This is a genomic window from Yersinia sp. FDAARGOS_228, assembly GCF_002073315.2.
GTDB classification, from domain to species: domain Bacteria; phylum Pseudomonadota; class Gammaproteobacteria; order Enterobacterales; family Enterobacteriaceae; genus Yersinia; species Yersinia intermedia.
This window is the reverse complement of record NZ_CP020409.2, coordinates 4,713,480-4,729,666: the sequence shown is the minus strand read 5'-3', so window position 1 is coordinate 4,729,666 and position 16,187 is coordinate 4,713,480. Positions and strand designations below refer to the sequence as shown.

Sequence of the window (16,187 nt, the reverse complement as noted above, 5' to 3'; positions counted from 1 at the left end):
ACTTAAAGCCGCAGCCCGAAGGTGTTAATTAACATTAGCGGCTCTGACGCCAATGACTTTGGGGGTTAAGCGCGGGTACCAAAAATGGCAGTACCAATACGCACTAATGTACTTCCGGCACTAATAGCGGCCGCCATATCATCTGTCATGCCCATAGAAAGCGTATCCATCTGAGGGTAGCTGGCTTTTAAAGTCAAGAAAGCCTGATTCATTTGTTCAAATACAGCCAGTTGCCGCTGGTAATCGCTTTCCGGTGCAGGAATAGCCATCAACCCCCTTAAGCTCAGGTTAGGCAGTTCGCTAATACTGGCTGCTAATGCGGGTAGCTCTGTTAAGGCAATCCCTGACTTACTTTGCTCATCACTGATATTGACCTGAATCAGTATATTCAGCGCGGCCATCGCTGCCGGGCGCTGAGTGCTTAGGCGCTGGGCTATCTTTAGCCGATCGACGGTATGGCACCAGGCAAAATTTTCTGCCACTAACCGGCTTTTATTGGATTGCAGCGGGCCAATAAAGTGCCATTCAAGATCGGTACTATGGGCGTTATTGGCAAAATAGTGGATTTTATCGACCCCTTCCTGCACATAGTTTTCGCCAAAAGCATATTGCCCAGCCGCGATGGCTTCTTCGATAGCGCTCACAGGTTTGGTTTTACTGACTGCAAGCAATGTCACTTCTTGTGGAGAGCGTGCGCAATTGTGTGCAACTGTTGCGATCCGCGCTCTGACATCCTGTAGATTCTGCTCAATTGTGCTCATATGGACCCAGGAGTTTGATATGGATTTCACCGGTCTGGATGATAAAGACACCGACCTGGATAACCCTGTATTTAGCGGTGGCACAGCTAAATGCATTGATTTAGAAAGTCCTGAACATACCGATGATGTCTTTGACGAACAGGACTTCGCAAATAAGGTGGCGGCTAGTGTAAATCATAACGCATCGGATCTGCACCTTTGTACCGGTTATCATCCGGTATTACGTATCGATGGTGCACTGAAAACCTTCACGCATTGGCCACGGGTGAGTGCCAACTGGCTCAATAAGTTCTGTCGGCATTTATTAAGTGAGGAGCAATATCGTCGATTGTGGCAAATGGGGCAGGTGGACTGCGCTTACACAACAGTTACCGGGCAAAGGCTACGGGCTAATATTTTTCAGCAGCAGCAGGGGCAATCGGTAGCTTTTCGTATTATCTCTGCGGCTTGCCCATCACTGGAGGAATTGGATGTCCCACCGATTATTCACCAACTCATTGAGCAAGAGAATGGGTTGATTCTGGTTACCGGTGCAACGGGCAGTGGCAAGTCCACGACATTAAGCGCGATGATTAGTGCCATCAATCAGCATCAGGCGCGTCATATCATTACGCTTGAAGATCCGATTGAGTTTGTCCATAGCAGCCTTTCATGTTTGATCCAGCAGCGGGAACTGGGGAGCCATACCCCATCTTTTAGTCATGCCTTAACTGGGGCGCTGCGTCAGGATCCCGATATTATTTTGTTGGGTGAGTTACGTGATCTGGATACGATTCGTTTAGCCCTAACCGCCGCTGAAACGGGGCATTTGGTGCTGGCTACGTTACATACTCGCACTGCAACACAGGCAATTGATCGGTTGGTAGATGTTTTCCCTGCGGCAGAGAAAGCCACTATTCAGGCACAATTGGCAGCCAGTTTGCGTGCCGTTATCGCACAAAAATTGTGCCATAAGGTGGGCGGTGGGCGCATAGCTGTATTCGAGATCCTGACACAAACCACGGCAGTCAGTCATTTGATTCGCGAAGGTAAAACCTATCAGCTAGCGAATGTGATACAAGCTGGTGCGCAATGGGGGATGCAAACTTTTGAGCAAGGGATGGCACAGCGGGAGGAACAGGGCGTATTGGCTGAGCATCATATTAGTCAATTAAGATAGAGCCGCTAACACCGCCACGGCTCCAAGTACGAAGGGTAATTATGCTGAAGGGATCTGCTGAGTAATACAGTGAATATTCCCCCCACCGAGCAGGATCTCTCGGGCGGGAACACCGGTAATGGCAAAGTCTGGGAACATCTTTTGCAACAGATCTTGCGCCAGCCCATCGGTGCGCTCATCCAACAACGGGTAAATAATTTGTTGGTTACTGATCAAAAAGTTGACGTAAGAGCCAGCCAGTCGTTCACCTGCAGTACGCGGAACTGCATCGCTGGATAGCACGTCGAAAGTCTCTTCTTCGGTGTTATACAGCGGGCCGGGAGCGGGTAGTTTCCAGATTTTTAGCTTGCGGCCTTTGGCATCAACCGCGTTGGATAACACATCAAAAGCAGCAACTGATCGTGCGTACTGTGGATCCTGTTGATCGTCGGTCCAATGTAGAGCAACTTCACCTGGGCGAACAAAGCAGCACATATTGTCGATATGACCATCAGTTTCATCGTTATAAACGCCATCTTGCAACCAGATGAAGTGTGTAACACCCAGGTATTCACGCAATAACTGTTCAATCTGCGCTTGATTCAGATGCGGATTGCGGTTTGGATTCAGTAAACATTCAGCGGTGGTTAGCAGAGTACCTTCACCATCGGTGTGAATCGACCCACCTTCTAATACCAGAGGGGCGCTGTAATGGGCATTATGCAGGAAGTCACTTACCTGAACGGCAACTTTCTCATCTTGTTGCCAGTTGGCATACAGGCCACCGTTAAGGCCGCCCCATGCGTTGAATTGCCAATCCACCGCACGGCGTTCACCGCTACCGTTAATCACCATTGTCGGGCCGGTGTCACGCATCCAGGCATCATCACTGGCCATTTCGACCAGTGTTACGTTAGCTGGCAGGGTTGCTTTAGCCTGAGCCATAAATTCGGCGGGCACGCCCATAAATACGGGGGTTGTGCCGCTGATGGCCGCAGCGACTTTGGCAAACGTCTGCTGAGCGGGAGCACCCTTGCCACGCCAGTTATCTTGACGATATGGCCACAACATCCAGACCGCATCCTGCTTTGCCCATTCGGCAGGCATAAAGAAGCCATCCTGTTGCGGTGTGCCGGGTAGGGCTTGTGAAGCTGAAACTTGTAACATCGCGTCTTGTGCAGACATAAATTATCTCCGGGTCTTGCCGTCAGAAGTCGCTAAAGCCTGATACATTTCCGGGCGGCGATCGCGGAACAAGCCCCATGAAGCGCGCTGTGCCGCAATCTCTTGCAAATCAAACTCATGCACCAAAACAGCTTCGTCTGTTTTGTTAGCCTGAGCCAGCAGAGCGCCAGTTTGGTCAGCAATGAACGAAGATCCGTAGAAGGTCATTTCCAGGCCCGCTATAAATTTACTTTTCTCGGTACCGATACGGTTAGACGCAATTACGGGTACCAGGTTTGCAGCGGCGTGGCCCTGCTGCACTCGGGTCCAGTGTGGTTGGCTATCGATTTCAGGATAGGCCGGTTCGGAGCCAATTGCGGTCGGGTAGAAGATAATTTCCGCACCAAGCAGTGCCAGACTACGGGCCGTTTCTGGGAACCATTGATCCCAACAGATGCCGACGCCAACTTTGGCATAACGAGTTTGCCAGACTTTAAAACCGGTATCGCCCGGAATAAAGAATTGTTTTTCCTGATAAGCCGGGCCGTTAGGGATATGGGTTTTACGATACACATCCAGCACTGAGCCATCAGCATCAATCATAACCAGCGAGTTATAATAAGCGTTGTTGGCTTTCTCAAAGAAGCTCAGCGGTAACACCACTTCCAGCTCGGCGGCCAGTTTGGCGAAGTGCTTAATTAACGGGCTATTATCCAGCTCTTGGGCCAGTGCATAGTGTTCCGGGCTTTGATCAATACAGAAATAAGGTGCGGCAAACAGCTCCTGAATCAGGATGATCTGTGCGCCTTTGGCGTGCGCTTGACGCACCAGTTTCTCAGCATTTTCAATGTTCTTAGGCAGGTCCCAAGAGCAAGCCATTTGAGTCGCAGCAACAGTCACTTTTGTCATGAGAAAACCTCAATAAATGTAAAAAACACCCGCATGGGGTGTGCAATATTTTGAGCCGCTGATTGGCATAGGTTCAGTATACAATCCTGTGGGCGCAGGTGTCACGATATGCGGGGGATTGTCAAACCAGACGGTGGAAACACAATATGCAGAACAGTAACCGAAGCTGAATAAAATCCGATTCAACCCGCCTGTTCATCAAACCAACTTTCCAGAATAATGACCGCAGAGGCGGCATCGACACTGCCTTTATCCAACGCACGGTAACCACCACTGTCGAACAAGTTGGCGCGAGCTTCTACTGTGCTGAGGCGTTCATCCTGTAAGGCTATTTGTACACCAAAGCGGCCATGTAAGCGGTTGGCAAATCTACGCGCGCGCGCGGTTAGGGGTTGCTCGGTGCCATCCATATTCAGCGGCAGCCCGACGACAACTAAATCAGGTTGCCACTCTTTCAGCAGTTTTTCGACTTTCTGCCAGTCTGGTGTGCCATCTTGCGCTTTAAATGACGTTAGCGCGCGGGCAGTGCCGGTCACTTCTTGTCCAATGGCTACGCCGATACTTTTAGTCCCAAAATCAAAGGCAACAATTGTACGATTAGCCATTAAGCGTGTCCTGCTTGCGGAGCAATATTAAAGATATTGATACCCAACTTGTTGGCTGCAGCCTGCCAGCGTTCAGCAATTGGCGTGTGGAACAGAATGTTAGTGTCAGCCTCAATCGTCAACCAGGCGTTGTCCAGCAATTCCTGTTCTAGCTGCCCCTGTTGCCAGCCTGCATAACCCAATGCCACCAGTAAATTTTTAGGTTGTTCTGGTGTCCCTAGCGTCTCCAGTACATCTTTGGAGGTGGTTATCATCGTATCGGGTGAGATAGGAATACTGGAGCCGAAACCTTCACGGGGTGAATGCAGGATAAAACCCCGATCCTCTGCCAATGGCCCACCGGCTAATACCGGTTTATCCAGACGTATCGCCGGGTCTCGTGGTGAAGGATTGATTTTTAGTTTTTTCAGCACGGTTTCTACTGTGAACTGCTCCATAGGCTTGTTTATCACCAAACCCATTGCGCCCTCTTGGTTATGCTCGCAGATGTAAATAACCGAGCGCATAAATTGAGGGTCCTGAAGTGAAGGCATAGCGATAAGAAAATGATGCTGTAAATTCATTATGTTATATAGGGGATTCGCTGAGTTAAGGGGTGAACTTTTGTCAGTATGCGGATAAATGCCAATAAAGTCACGGATCCCCTTCGTCCTTGAAGCCGCAGGGGTGTTGGCTGCGTTCACGCACCCGAATCACTTACTTGAGTAAGCTCATCGGGATTTACTCTCTTGCCGCCTACCTGCAACTCCAATGACTTTGGGGAGGATCCTTCACCCTTGAAGCCGCAGGGGTGTTGGCTGCGTTCACGCACCCGAATCACTTGACTGCGTAAGCTCATCGGGATTTACTCTCTTGCCGCCTACCTGCAACGCCAATGACTTTGGGGAGGATCCTTCACCCTTGAAGCCGCAGGGGTGTTGGCTGCGTTCACGCACCCGAATCACTTACTTGAGTAAGCTCATCGGGATTAATGAGCCTCATCCTTGAGGCTCACCCTGCGGGCTAGCATAACTGCTGTTCAAATCGGTTCCCGACCAATTTGTTACTCTCTTGCCGCCTACCTGCAACTCCAATGACTTTGGGCGGGGTATCCGGTTTATTTATTAGCTAACCGCACTTCAATTGCATCCATCAGCATTTTGGTGATGGACACATCCGGGAAGGCAGCTTCAATTTCGCGGATGCAGGTCGGACTGGTGACGTTAATTTCAGTCAGACGATCGCCGATAATATCCAATCCGACAAAAATTAAGCCTTTTTGCTTCAGTACCGGTGCGACAGCGCGGGCAATGGCCCAGTCGCTCTCACTAAGTGGACGAGCTTCGCCTCGGCCGCCGGCCGCCAGATTACCACGGGTTTCACCTTGAGCCGGGATACGTGCCAGGCAGTAAGGTACCGGCTCGCCGTCAACCACCAAGACCCGTTTATCGCCTTCTTTAATGGCGGGCAGGAAGTTCTGCGCCATGCAGAATCGGCTGCCCAATTCGGTCAGCGTTTCAATAATCACCGACAGGTTAGGATCATCTTGTTTCACACGGAAGATTGAGGTCCCTCCCATTCCATCCAGTGGTTTCAGAATGATATCACCGTGTTTTTGATGGAATTTACGAATGCGGTCTTTATCGCGGCTGACCAGGGTATCCGGGGTTAATTCAGGGAACCAGGCGGTAAACAACTTCTCATTACAGTCACGCAGGCTCTGCGGCTTGTTCACGACCAGTGTGCCCTTATCTTCTGCGCGTTCGAGAATATAGGTGGCATAGATGAATTCAGTATCAAACGGCGGATCTTTGCGCATCAGGATGACATCAAGGTCGTGCAGGGGGATATCCTGTTCAGCGCCGAAATTGAACCAACTCTCTTTATCCTGTTTTACGCTGAGTAGACGGGTACTGGCTCTGCCTTCACCGCCCTGTAAGTACAGGTCGCCCATCTCCATGTAATGCAGTTCCCAACCACGGCGCTGTGCTTCCAACAGCATGGCGAAGCTGGAGTCTTTCTTGATATTAATGGACGAGATTGGGTCCATTACGATGCCGAGCTTGATCATTCTTCTCTCCTAGTGGGAACGAATTTTATCCCAGATCACCAAACCGCACCTGTAAAGCAGTGATTGCGGTAAGCGCTGTAGTTTCGGTACGTAGAACTCGCGGACCTAGCAGGATATCAGTAAATCCAAGGCGCGAGGTCATGGCAATTTCATCGGCAGAGAGGCCGCCCTCCGGGCCAATCAACAAACGCACGTTGTTGAGTGTAGGGGGAAGGGTATTGATGCTGTTGCTGGCGCGCGGATGCAGGTTCAGTTTCAGGCTATCATCCTGCTCAGCACACCAGTCTGATAGTTGCATGGCGCTACGGATTTCCGGGATCCTATTGCGGCCACACTGTTCGCAGGCAGCGATAGCAATTTTCTGCCATTGCTGGAGTTTCTTCGCTAAACGTTCGCCATCAAGCTTAACCCCACAACGTTCAGAAAACAGCGGAGTAATCACATTGACACCCAATTCAATGGATTTTTGCACCGTAAATTCCATTTTCTCGCCACGGGAAATCACCTGACCCAAATGTAAGTTCAGTGGTGATTCACGGTCTTCCAATTGCCCTTCACCAAGCCGAACCAGCAGGCTTTTTTTATCTGAGCGGACAATTTCGGCGGCAAAAACCTGGTTGCTGCCATCAAATAATTGCAGGCTTTGGCCTTCAGTCATCCGCAGTACACGGCCTACATGATTGGCAGCTTCATCACTGAGCGCCAATTCGGTATTTGCCTGTAAAGGCTGCGGATGATAAATGCGGGGGATGCGCATGAGTTGCTCTGAGTCCTGAAACGAAAACGTTGACCAGTATACTAGATTAGCCTTTTCGCTGCTGGCAAGCCCGTTGTACATAAGGGTTATGATTACCCTGAGCTTTAGCCACCCGCTCATCACGCTGGCATTCCCAGTCCGTGACGGGATACTGGCGGTTCCAGACCTCAAATAGCTTGCTTTGTTGGCTGGAAAGTCGCAGTTGATACTGGTCACGCATATAAAAATAGGTGCGTGCAATTGCTCCGCGAGCACGTACTGGCGGCTCTGCCAGTTTATTTTTAAAATCGATTTTCATATCACACTGGCCGTATTGGCCCTGGCCGCCATTCCATTGGGAATACATGAAGTTACTGCGGTCACCATTCACTTCGCCAATAGCCGGTTGCAGATTGTGTAAATCGGTCTCTATCTGGCGATAGATGGGATCTTTAGTGCAGTTTTTGCGGCCACCTTGTTGCCAGCATTGGCGCTGGTGGCCAAATTGCCACGCTGGAACCACATGCTCCCACTCAATCCTTGCCGCTCGCTGGGCGTTTTTTCTTGGTTGATAGCCGCAGCTTTTTAGGTCAGGAATACCTTTTTTGCCTTGCCAATCAATTTTGCATCCGCAGTAAAAACTGCCGGGTGCATCCTGATTAATTTTTGCAGCGACCGCTTTAGCCTGAGAAAAGTTATTAATGCTTTGACTGTGACTGACCAGAGGAAGCAACGAGGGGGATAAAACCAGCAGGAATAGAATATTGCGTAACATATCTCAAAACAGCCCGATGATGAAAAGCAGGCAGGTTATAGATAATACTGATGGATAGCAAATTAACATGCTGTTTTATAACAAGTAACGCTAATTCCTAATAACTTTTTAGTGCGCTAAATTGCAGCTTTTCGCCACAGTTGCGGCAGCGATATTCACTCTCGCCACGTTGCACTTTATTGTGGCGGCGAATGGTTAAAGCGTGTTGCTGGCATTTGCACTGATAATTGAAGGTCTTACTGCGCACTGAGGCCACTTCAAACTGATGGGTGCGGCTGGCAGGGACTTGCAATACCTGCTCCATCATCCAGCGCCATTCTTTACCATGGGGGGCAACCCGGCCAAATTGTCGATACACCAGTAAGTGAGCCAGTTCGTGCGGGACGACCTCCTCGATAAAATCCTGCTGATTTTCCAGTAACAATACGGGGTTAAGGCGAATTTCGAAGGATTGCAGGTAAGCACTACCCGCGCTAGTACCGCGTTGATGGTAGTTGATTTTCGGCTCCGAATAGGCGGTACCAAGATGCTGATTCGCTAACTGCAATTTGTGGCGCAGGCAGCGCATAACGGCTTGCTGTAACGCGATTGGGATTCTTTGTGTACTCATATCGCCGAAGAATAAAACGGCCGATAAGCAGATGCAAGCCAGTAGGCAGGACTATTTTTAGTAGATTATTATATAAAAACATATAATATAAAAATATATAATGAAATATGATCATCCGAAGGGCTTATGAATAACCATCAAACGATCAGCATGGATCTTATGAGGCAAGCGGCAGCAGCGGCTTGTGATGTATTACGCATACTGTCGAATGAGGATCGCTTGCTCTTACTGTGTCAATTGAGTCAGGGAGAAAAAGCAGTCGGTGAATTAGAAGCCGCATTGGGGATTCATCAACCGACGTTATCACAACAGCTTGGTGTGCTGCGTAGTGATGGGCTAGTGAACACTCGCCGTGAGGGTAAACGTATTTTTTACTCAATTGCCGATAGCAAAGTTTTAGCGCTGCTTGAGGTGCTTTATCAGCTTTATTGCCCACAAGAGAAGGAGGCAATATGACCATCGATTGGATTAACTTTACCCCTTACAGTGCACTGGCCGGAGGGGCAATATTGGGTGTTGCAGTAACGTTTCTATTGTTAGCTACTGGCCGGATTGCTGGTATTAGTGGCATTTTGGGGGGCTTACTTCCGCCAAAAGCAGGAGATAGCGGCTGGCGGCTGGCATTCATCATCGGTTTGGTTACTTCACCTTTGGTTTATTCGCTGTTTACTGCGTTACCGGCTATCCAAATTGATGCCGGTTTGCCCACTCTGATTTTAGCCGGATTGCTGGTAGGAATTGGGACGCGCTATGGTGCCGGATGTACCAGTGGGCATGGCGTCTGTGGGCTAGCACGTTTTTCGCCACGTTCACTGGTGGCGACATTGAGCTTTATGTTTACCGGCTTTATCACCGTGGGGCTGGTTCGCCATCTCTTTGCTTAGGAACAGAATATGAATCTATTTTTCTCGCTGTTGGCCGGGCTGATATTTGGTTTGGGCCTGATAGTGGCAGGTATGACGAACCCTGCCAAGGTACTCGGTTTTCTCGACATCGGCGGTTTATGGGATCCGTCACTGGCATTGGTGATGGCAGCCGCAGTGGCTATCGCGACACTCGGTTTTACCTGGGCCAAAAAACGTAAAGCCAGTTTGCTGGGGCAGCCCTTGCAATTGCCAACCTCTAATCGTATTGATCGGCGGTTAATTGGCGGTAGCCTGTTGTTTGGCGCCGGTTGGGGATTGGCGGGGATATGCCCTGGGCCGGCGCTGGTATTGCTGGGCGCTGGGATGTTCAAAGGGGTTATCTTTGTCGCCGCAATGGTGGCGGGGATGGCAATATTTAGCCTATTAGAACGTGCTCGTTAGTGATAAAAAAACCCCGCCAGGCGGGGTTTTTGCTGTTCAACGCTTAACGGTTGAAACTTATTTCAAGCCAGCAGCCTCACGCAGCAAGGCGGCTTTGTCGGTTTTTTCCCAAGGGAATTCTTCACGACCAAAGTGACCATAAGCGGCGGTTGCTTGATAGATCGGATGCAACAGATCCAGCATCTGAATCAAGCCATAAGGGCGCAGTTCGAAGAATTCACGCACCAAGGTAATCAATTGATCCTCAGAGACCTTACCCGTGCCGAATGTTTCCACCATGATGGAGGTGGGTTCTGCCACACCAATGGCGTATGAAACCTGAATCTCGCAACGGTCAGCCAGGCCAGCCGCAACGATATTTTTCGCCACATAACGGGCAGCATATGCCGCTGAGCGGTCAACTTTGGATGGATCTTTACCGGAGAATGCCCCACCACCATGACGAGCCATGCCGCCGTAGGTATCAACAATGATTTTACGCCCAGTCAGACCACAGTCGCCCATTGGGCCACCGATAACGAAACGGCCTGTCGGGTTGATATGATATTTGGTGGCTGCGGTGAGCCACTCAACAGGTAGAACCGGCTTGATAATCTCTTCCATCACCGCTTCTTGTAAATCTTTCAGACTGATATCTTCTGAATGCTGTGTTGACAGAACAACCGCATCAATACCGACAATCTTGCCGTCATCATATTGGAAGGTAATCTGGCTTTTTGCATCCGGGCGCAGCCACGGCAAGGTGCCATTTTTACGCACTTCAGCCTGACGCTTTACCAAACGGTGAGCATAGGTAATAGGTGCAGGCATTAAAACGTCGGTTTCATTAGTGGCATAGCCGAACATCAGGCCCTGATCACCCGCGCCTTGTTCTAAGGGGTCTGAACGGTCAACACCCTGATTAATATCAGGTGATTGCTTCCCAATCGCACTTAAAACGGCGCAAGAGTTAGCATCAAAACCCATCTCAGAATTAACATAACCGATTTCGCGCACGGTTTTACGGGTGATCTCTTCGATATCTACCCATGCGTTAGTGGTAACTTCACCGCCAACTAATACCATACCCGTTTTGACATAGGTCTCGCAGGCAACACGCGCTTTCGGATCTTGTGCAAGAATCGCGTCAAGAACCGCATCTGAAATCTGATCAGCAATTTTGTCTGGATGCCCTTCAGAAACAGATTCCGACGTAAATAAGTGTTTAGCCATTATTTTCTTTACCTTGAATACAAGTGAAAAGTCACTGCATAGCGTTGGGTGCCAGACAACAGAAGCCTACGTTTGGTTAGGTCTTCTGGTACGTTGACGTTTTACAACGCCTCTTTAGGCAAAGCCTTTAGCAGTCGATCCCATTCGTACTTGAAGCTGCCTAGTTGTTAGCTGCGAGCAGTCTCCCGAGCCACTTACCTGGGTAAGCTCATCGGGCTGGTTCGTTTGCTGTCTACAGGCAACGCCAAGTTTTTTGGGCGTATAAATTTAGAAGCCTTGCATGATTTGTCGCACACGTAGCATTCTAGCAATTAAAATGTTTGGATGTATTAACATCTGGACGTCTATTTTAGGTCAGCTTTTACTCTTAATGCCAGCCCTTTTTGCATCAAGATATTTCTTACTTTGGTTGTCATGGTGTTTATTTACCGCTTGATACAGTTATACCCGTCATCTTTCAAGCTGCATGTGCGTTGGCTACACTCAATAGCCCGAATCACTTACGACAGTAAGCTCATCGGGATTATCTTGCTTGCCGCCTTCCTGCAACTCGAATTATTTAGGGTCTGCGCGCTATTTTCATTTTGCATTTTGCTCGCGTTATAGGTATAAACTGCGCGCGCAGCTTATTTGATATGCAATGATGAAGATGGCAGAAGATGACATTAGCTCATTGTTAGATTTGCAGAGTTTTGCACTCAGGTGCTTAACCGTGAATGGGCACGAAAATAGCGGCGTCATCGAACTGTTACTTAATCTGTCTATACCCAATAGATTTCAATATGCAGCCAATACCCCTGCAACTTGAAAGATGACGGGTCTATTTAAAGTCTTGTCCGTTCAATCTGAGCGGCATGCGTGGAGGTGGTTGGATTAATGATCCGTTGTCAACTGGTTGCTGCACATCAACAGCTACGTCGTTCTGACGTTCAATCCCCCTTTGCAACCTTCCTTTCTTGTACTCCATCAAGGCGATGTTACACCCACATGGGTGCGTCTCAGGATTCGCGGGCGGGTTAATAACCGTCTGAAGCACTGAATCCGACTAGCTTGATCACTTTGCGGCTAATCCGATTCACAAAATCTCAATACGTATTTACAGTCGAACGTATTTTCCATTTAAACGTGTTTTACCCTTTTGGGTAATGAATAGCTGAGTGATAAACCGCTCGTGGATAGCGCTTTGCGGCGTAATATTCTGCCGATTCGGCGTCCACGTGGGTTGTCCTTGCTGGTTGTAGCTGCGATAGTGGCTGACTTTATCGTCAGTATCGCAATAGAGGCGAATTATGTCTGATGATAACTTGATTGGCCGTCCGTCAACTGCGGGCGCACATGTTTCTTTACGCTCCATGCAGGAGGTTGCCATGAATGACCGTAATGCCAGCAAGATGCTGAGCACGTATAACGTCGCCTACTGGGGTGGCAACTATTATGACGTCAACGAGTTGGGTCATATCAGCGTTTGCCCTGATCCAGATGTTCGTGAGGCGCGTGTCGATCTGGCGCAACTGGTCAAAGGAATGCAGCTCGAGCAGGGGCAACGTCTGCCTGCATTATTCTGTTTCCCACAAATTTTACAACATCGCCTGCGCTCAATTAACGGTGCATTTAAACGTGCGCGTGAGTCATTTGGCTATGAAGGCGATTACTTCCTGGTTTACCCGATTAAAGTAAACCAACATCGCCGGGTTATTGAGTCTTTAGTTAATTCTGGTGAGCCGTTGGGGCTGGAAGCTGGCTCTAAAGCTGAAATGATGGCGGTTTTGGCCCATGCAGGCATGACCCGTTCGGTCATCGTTTGTAACGGCTATAAAGATCGTGAATATATTCGTCTGGCATTAATCGGCGAAAAACTGGGCCATAAGGTTTATCTGGTCATCGAAAAGATGTCAGAAATCAAAATGGTACTGGAAGAAGCCGAGCGCTTGAATGTGGTACCGCGCTTAGGTGTTCGTGCGCGACTGGCATCCCAAGGCTCTGGTAAATGGCAGGCCAGCGGTGGTGAGAAATCCAAATTTGGTTTGTCTGCCACTCAGGTGCTGCAATTGGTTGATATGCTGCGTGACGCCAATAGCCTTGAGAGCCTGCAATTACTGCATTTCCATTTGGGATCTCAGCTATCCAACATCCGTGATATCTCCACCGGGGTTCGTGAGTCCGCACGTTTCTACGTGGAATTACATAAACTGGGTGTCAATATCCAGTGCTTCGATGTGGGTGGTGGTTTGGGTGTGGATTACGAAGGAACACGTTCCCAATCCGATTGCTCAGTTAACTATGGCCTGAATGAATATGCCAATAACGTTATCTGGGGGATCGGGGATGCCTGTAATGAACATGGCCTGCCGCATCCAACAGTGATTACCGAATCTGGCCGCGCAGTAACCGCACATCACACTGTGCTGGTATCCAATGTTATTGGTGTGGAACGTAACGAGTTCAACGAGCCGCAGCCACCGGCTACCGATGCGCCACGCGCACTGGAAAGCCTATGGGATACCTGGTTGGAAATGCAGGAGCCGGAAAACCGCCGCTCTCTGCGCGAATGGCTGCACGACAGTCAAATGGATTTACATGATGTGCATAGTCAATATGCCCATGGGATACTGGACCTGACACAACGTGCCTGGGCGGAACAGATGTACCTGAGTATCTGCAATGATATCCAGAAGCAACTGGACCCAAGCAACCGTGCACACCGGCCAATCATTGATGAGCTGCAAGAGCGTATGGCCGACAAGCTGTACGTGAATTTCTCGCTGTTCCAATCTATGCCGGATGCCTGGGGTATCGATCAGTTATTCCCAGTGTTGCCACTGGAAGGGTTAGATAAACCACCAGAACGCCGCGCGGTATTGCTGGATATTACTTGTGACTCTGACGGTACCATCGACCATTATATTGACGGTGATGGGGTAGCAACCACCATGCCGATGCCGCCATATGATGCTGAAAACCCGCCATTATTGGGCTTCTTTATGGTTGGTGCCTATCAAGAGATTCTGGGCAATATGCACAACTTGTTTGGTGATACCGCCGCGGTTGATGTGTATGTATTCCCAGACGGCACGGTTGAAGTTAACCAGACTGACGAAGGTGATACCGTCGCAGATATGCTGGAATATGTTCAGTTGAACCCAGAGAAATTGCTAAATCAATTCCGCGATCAGGTGAAAGACACGGATCTGGATACCGAGTTGCAGGCGCAGTTTATGGAAGAGTTCGAAGCAGGTCTGTACGGTTATACTTATCTCGAAGATGAGTAACAGCTAACGGCTGCTTTTTCAACGCAAGAAGTCTCTCTATATTAAGGGCAAACTCAGGTTTGCCCTTTTTGTTTGCCCCTGTCACTGGTGATTGCCCAAATATCAACCACACTAAGATTAGTTATTTATGATGCTTATCTGAGAGGTGCCTGAATGGGATGGGTCAGTGTTTGTAAGGTAAATTACGTCAAGCCCGATTTTCCTTTCTCAGCTCAGATTGATGATAAAAGGATTGGCATCTATATCATCGATGGTGAGTATTTTGCGATGCAGGATATCTGTCCTCATGCCAATGCATTGCTAAGTCAGGGCTTTATGGATGGCGAAACCGTTGAGTGCCCATTACACGGTGCATTGTTTGATGTGCGGACCGGCCAGTGTTTGCGTGAGCCGGGCGATAGGGATTTAGAAACCTATCCAGTGCGCATTAAAGGTGATCAGATTGAGGTAAATCTGGGTGTAGATAGTGGCGGGTGATATTCAGTAATAAGAGAGTAACGCCCGCAAAAATCACGGGCGTTATACAGTGATAATTGACGGGGTTTACTTCTCAGCAGCAATACGTTGGCGAATATGATCGGCCCGCGCTTGTGATGACGGATGATCGTCAAACATGCTGCTGGTACGGCCTGCTTCCATGGTTGCTAATTTTTCAAAGCTAGTGACTAAACCATTTGGATCGATACCGCGTTTTTTCAACAAATCGAATGAGTAATCATCCGCTTCGCTTTCTTGTTTTTGTGAAAATTGAGCGTTAACCAGTTTCTCGCCAATATCTGCTAACTGAGACTGAGATAACTGCCCGGCAATCCCACCAGCGGAACTGGCCGCAGTGCGCAGGGCCGTTGTGCCATAAGCCACTTGCATCGCTTTACGGGTATGCCCCAATGCCACATGGCCCATCTCATGACCGAGTACACCTTCCACTTCATTATCGGTCATCATATCCATCAGGCCGCTATAAACACGAATACAACCATTTGCCATGGCCCAGGCATTCACATCCTTTGTGACATACACCTTATAGTTAGCTGGCGTACCATTAATGTTATCGCCTAATGCGGCTGAAATTTTCGCCAACCGTTTGGCATAGGTACTGTCTGCGGGCGCTATCTGCGCTTTCTGATCCATTTCGGCGCAAGATTTCTCGCTGAGCATTTTTACATCAGCATCATTCAAGGTTGCCGCTTGAAATGCCTGTGCGCCTGACTGCATTAAGCCATCAGTATTCATATTTTGGCAGCCGCTAAGCAGCGCGGTAAGGCTCAGTGCAATCATTGAAGTACGAATTTTCATAACACTTTGTTCCTGTGGTTATGCCATTTTTATCATTGGAGAGGACCGTTCTCTTCGTGATGATAACGCATCAGTTGCAGTTATCTATCCACCATTACTTGCCAACAGTCACTGTCACATTCTTATTAACTATTGCATTAATCGCTGTTGAATCGACGACGGTTGTTCTACTCTGTCGGCAATAGGTCTTGCCCGAAATAGTCGTGGCAACGTATGGTTTATATCGGTTTGTTTGCAAAAACGAACACTGCCAGCCGACAGAGTGGTTAATACACTCATTGTGTGGCTAAAAACGCAGCGAGGGTAACGCGACTCAATCGTTACAGCTATAGCTTTATTCTGAAAATATGGAAGT

General features: G+C 49.0%; 17 protein-coding genes. 6 read left to right on the top strand and 11 right to left on the bottom strand.

The window, feature by feature from the left end:
* Positions 1-65 precede the first annotated feature (65 nt).
* Positions 66-761, bottom strand: a complete 696-nt coding sequence (locus tag A6J67_RS22150) for a YggS family pyridoxal phosphate-dependent enzyme (RefSeq protein WP_050073573.1) — start codon at positions 759-761, stop codon at positions 66-68.
* A gap of 19 nt (positions 762-780) precedes the next feature.
* Between A6J67_RS22150 and A6J67_RS22145 the strand changes: the two genes are divergently transcribed.
* On the top strand, positions 781-1,920 hold the full coding sequence (locus A6J67_RS22145) for a type IV pilus twitching motility protein PilT (protein WP_050297291.1): 1,140 nt from the start codon (positions 781-783) through the stop codon (positions 1,918-1,920).
* A 39-nt stretch (positions 1,921-1,959) separates the two neighbouring features.
* Here the strand turns inward: A6J67_RS22145 and aguA are convergent, their stop codons facing one another.
* From aguA to A6J67_RS22105, 8 genes are all read right to left on the bottom strand, one after another.
* On the bottom strand, positions 1,960-3,084 hold the full coding sequence (gene aguA, locus A6J67_RS22140) for an agmatine deiminase (protein WP_050297292.1): 1,125 nt from the start codon (positions 3,082-3,084) through the stop codon (positions 1,960-1,962).
* 3 nt (positions 3,085-3,087) lie between these two features.
* A complete protein-coding gene (aguB, locus tag A6J67_RS22135) occupies positions 3,088-3,972 on the bottom strand; it encodes an N-carbamoylputrescine amidase (RefSeq protein WP_005192514.1) in 885 nt (294 codons plus the stop codon).
* 182 nt (positions 3,973-4,154) lie between these two features.
* On the bottom strand, positions 4,155-4,577 hold the full coding sequence (gene ruvX, locus A6J67_RS22130) for a Holliday junction resolvase RuvX (protein WP_005157116.1): 423 nt from the start codon (positions 4,575-4,577) through the stop codon (positions 4,155-4,157).
* Complete coding sequence (locus A6J67_RS22125; RefSeq protein WP_005192513.1) at positions 4,577-5,140, bottom strand: YqgE/AlgH family protein; 564 nt, start codon at positions 5,138-5,140, stop codon at positions 4,577-4,579. Before A6J67_RS22125 ends, ruvX begins: the two co-directional genes overlap by 1 nt.
* 533 nt (positions 5,141-5,673) lie before the next feature.
* On the bottom strand, positions 5,674-6,627 hold the full coding sequence (gshB, locus tag A6J67_RS22120) for a glutathione synthase (protein ID WP_005192828.1): 954 nt from the start codon (positions 6,625-6,627) through the stop codon (positions 5,674-5,676).
* Positions 6,628-6,652: 25 nt separating this feature from the next.
* The gene (gene rsmE / locus A6J67_RS22115; protein ID WP_005192827.1) at positions 6,653-7,384 is read right to left on the bottom strand and encodes a 16S rRNA (uracil(1498)-N(3))-methyltransferase; all 732 of its coding nucleotides are present in this window, start codon (positions 7,382-7,384) and stop codon (positions 6,653-6,655) included.
* 46 nt (positions 7,385-7,430) lie between these two features.
* Entirely contained in the window at positions 7,431-8,138 is a 708-nt protein-coding gene (gene endA, locus A6J67_RS22110) for a deoxyribonuclease I (RefSeq protein WP_005192825.1), read from the bottom strand.
* A 97-nt stretch (positions 8,139-8,235) separates the two neighbouring features.
* Positions 8,236-8,748: a SprT family zinc-dependent metalloprotease gene (locus A6J67_RS22105; RefSeq protein ID WP_050073576.1), complete on the bottom strand. Its 513-nt coding sequence runs from the start codon at positions 8,746-8,748 to the stop codon at positions 8,236-8,238.
* 126 nt (positions 8,749-8,874) lie between these two features.
* On the opposite strand from A6J67_RS22105, the gene A6J67_RS22100 reads away from it, so the two are divergent.
* Genes A6J67_RS22100 through A6J67_RS22090 form a run of 3 tightly spaced genes read left to right on the top strand, consistent with a single transcriptional unit; the run spans position 8,875 to position 10,055 of the window.
* A complete protein-coding gene (locus A6J67_RS22100; protein WP_032907974.1) occupies positions 8,875-9,204 on the top strand; it encodes an ArsR/SmtB family transcription factor in 330 nt (109 codons plus the stop codon).
* A complete protein-coding gene (locus tag A6J67_RS22095) occupies positions 9,201-9,632 on the top strand; it encodes a YeeE/YedE family protein (RefSeq protein ID WP_032907973.1) in 432 nt (143 codons plus the stop codon). The genes A6J67_RS22100 and A6J67_RS22095 overlap by 4 nt, the downstream gene beginning before the upstream one ends.
* 9 nt (positions 9,633-9,641) lie before the next feature.
* Positions 9,642-10,055 carry a DUF6691 family protein gene (locus A6J67_RS22090; protein ID WP_050297293.1) on the top strand — a complete coding sequence of 138 codons (414 nt, stop codon included), beginning with the start codon at positions 9,642-9,644 and terminating at the stop codon, positions 10,053-10,055.
* A gap of 57 nt (positions 10,056-10,112) precedes the next feature.
* Here A6J67_RS22090 and metK read toward each other — a convergent pair whose 3' ends face one another.
* Positions 10,113-11,267 (bottom strand): methionine adenosyltransferase, encoded by a 1,155-nt coding sequence (gene metK / locus A6J67_RS22085; RefSeq protein WP_005192816.1) that lies wholly within the window; start codon positions 11,265-11,267, stop codon positions 10,113-10,115.
* A gap of 1,289 nt (positions 11,268-12,556) precedes the next feature.
* Between metK and speA the strand changes: the two genes are divergently transcribed.
* Both speA and A6J67_RS22070 read left to right on the top strand, forming a co-directional pair.
* Complete coding sequence (gene speA, locus A6J67_RS22075) at positions 12,557-14,536, top strand: biosynthetic arginine decarboxylase (protein ID WP_032907971.1); 1,980 nt, start codon at positions 12,557-12,559, stop codon at positions 14,534-14,536.
* A 153-nt stretch (positions 14,537-14,689) separates the two neighbouring features.
* Positions 14,690-15,013, top strand: coding sequence for a non-heme iron oxygenase ferredoxin subunit (locus tag A6J67_RS22070; RefSeq protein WP_042569188.1), 324 nt, complete (start codon positions 14,690-14,692; stop codon positions 15,011-15,013).
* Positions 15,014-15,079: 66 nt separating this feature from the next.
* Here the strand turns inward: A6J67_RS22070 and A6J67_RS22065 are convergent, their stop codons facing one another.
* Positions 15,080-15,832: a M48 family metallopeptidase gene (locus tag A6J67_RS22065; protein ID WP_005192806.1), complete on the bottom strand. Its 753-nt coding sequence runs from the start codon at positions 15,830-15,832 to the stop codon at positions 15,080-15,082.
* Positions 15,833-16,187 lie beyond the last annotated feature (355 nt).

Excerpts from the sequence above, each read along its gene's own strand:
- A6J67_RS22070 (WP_042569188.1), top strand. The coding sequence starts at position 14,690 with ATGGGATGGGTCAGTGTTTGTAAGGTAAATTACGTCAAGCCCGATTTT.
- ruvX (WP_005157116.1), bottom strand. The coding sequence starts at position 4,577 with ATGGCTAATCGTACAATTGTTGCCTTTGATTTTGGGACTAAAAGTATC.
- A6J67_RS22150 (WP_050073573.1), bottom strand. The coding sequence starts at position 761 with ATGAGCACAATTGAGCAGAATCTACAGGATGTCAGAGCGCGGATCGCA.
- A6J67_RS22095 (WP_032907973.1), top strand. The coding sequence starts at position 9,201 with ATGACCATCGATTGGATTAACTTTACCCCTTACAGTGCACTGGCCGGA.
- A6J67_RS22105 (WP_050073576.1), bottom strand. The coding sequence starts at position 8,748 with ATGAGTACACAAAGAATCCCAATCGCGTTACAGCAAGCCGTTATGCGC.
- A6J67_RS22145 (WP_050297291.1), top strand. The coding sequence starts at position 781 with ATGGATTTCACCGGTCTGGATGATAAAGACACCGACCTGGATAACCCT.
- A6J67_RS22090 (WP_050297293.1), top strand. The coding sequence starts at position 9,642 with ATGAATCTATTTTTCTCGCTGTTGGCCGGGCTGATATTTGGTTTGGGC.
- aguA (WP_050297292.1), bottom strand. The coding sequence starts at position 3,084 with ATGTCTGCACAAGACGCGATGTTACAAGTTTCAGCTTCACAAGCCCTA.
- endA (WP_005192825.1), bottom strand. The coding sequence starts at position 8,138 with ATGTTACGCAATATTCTATTCCTGCTGGTTTTATCCCCCTCGTTGCTT.
- A6J67_RS22125 (WP_005192513.1), bottom strand. The coding sequence starts at position 5,140 with ATGAATTTACAGCATCATTTTCTTATCGCTATGCCTTCACTTCAGGAC.
- speA (WP_032907971.1), top strand. The coding sequence starts at position 12,557 with ATGTCTGATGATAACTTGATTGGCCGTCCGTCAACTGCGGGCGCACAT.
- rsmE (WP_005192827.1), bottom strand. The coding sequence starts at position 7,384 with ATGCGCATCCCCCGCATTTATCATCCGCAGCCTTTACAGGCAAATACC.
- aguB (WP_005192514.1), bottom strand. The coding sequence starts at position 3,972 with ATGACAAAAGTGACTGTTGCTGCGACTCAAATGGCTTGCTCTTGGGAC.
- metK (WP_005192816.1), bottom strand. The coding sequence starts at position 11,267 with ATGGCTAAACACTTATTTACGTCGGAATCTGTTTCTGAAGGGCATCCA.
- A6J67_RS22065 (WP_005192806.1), bottom strand. The coding sequence starts at position 15,832 with ATGAAAATTCGTACTTCAATGATTGCACTGAGCCTTACCGCGCTGCTT.
- gshB (WP_005192828.1), bottom strand. The coding sequence starts at position 6,627 with ATGATCAAGCTCGGCATCGTAATGGACCCAATCTCGTCCATTAATATC.
- A6J67_RS22100 (WP_032907974.1), top strand. The coding sequence starts at position 8,875 with ATGAATAACCATCAAACGATCAGCATGGATCTTATGAGGCAAGCGGCA.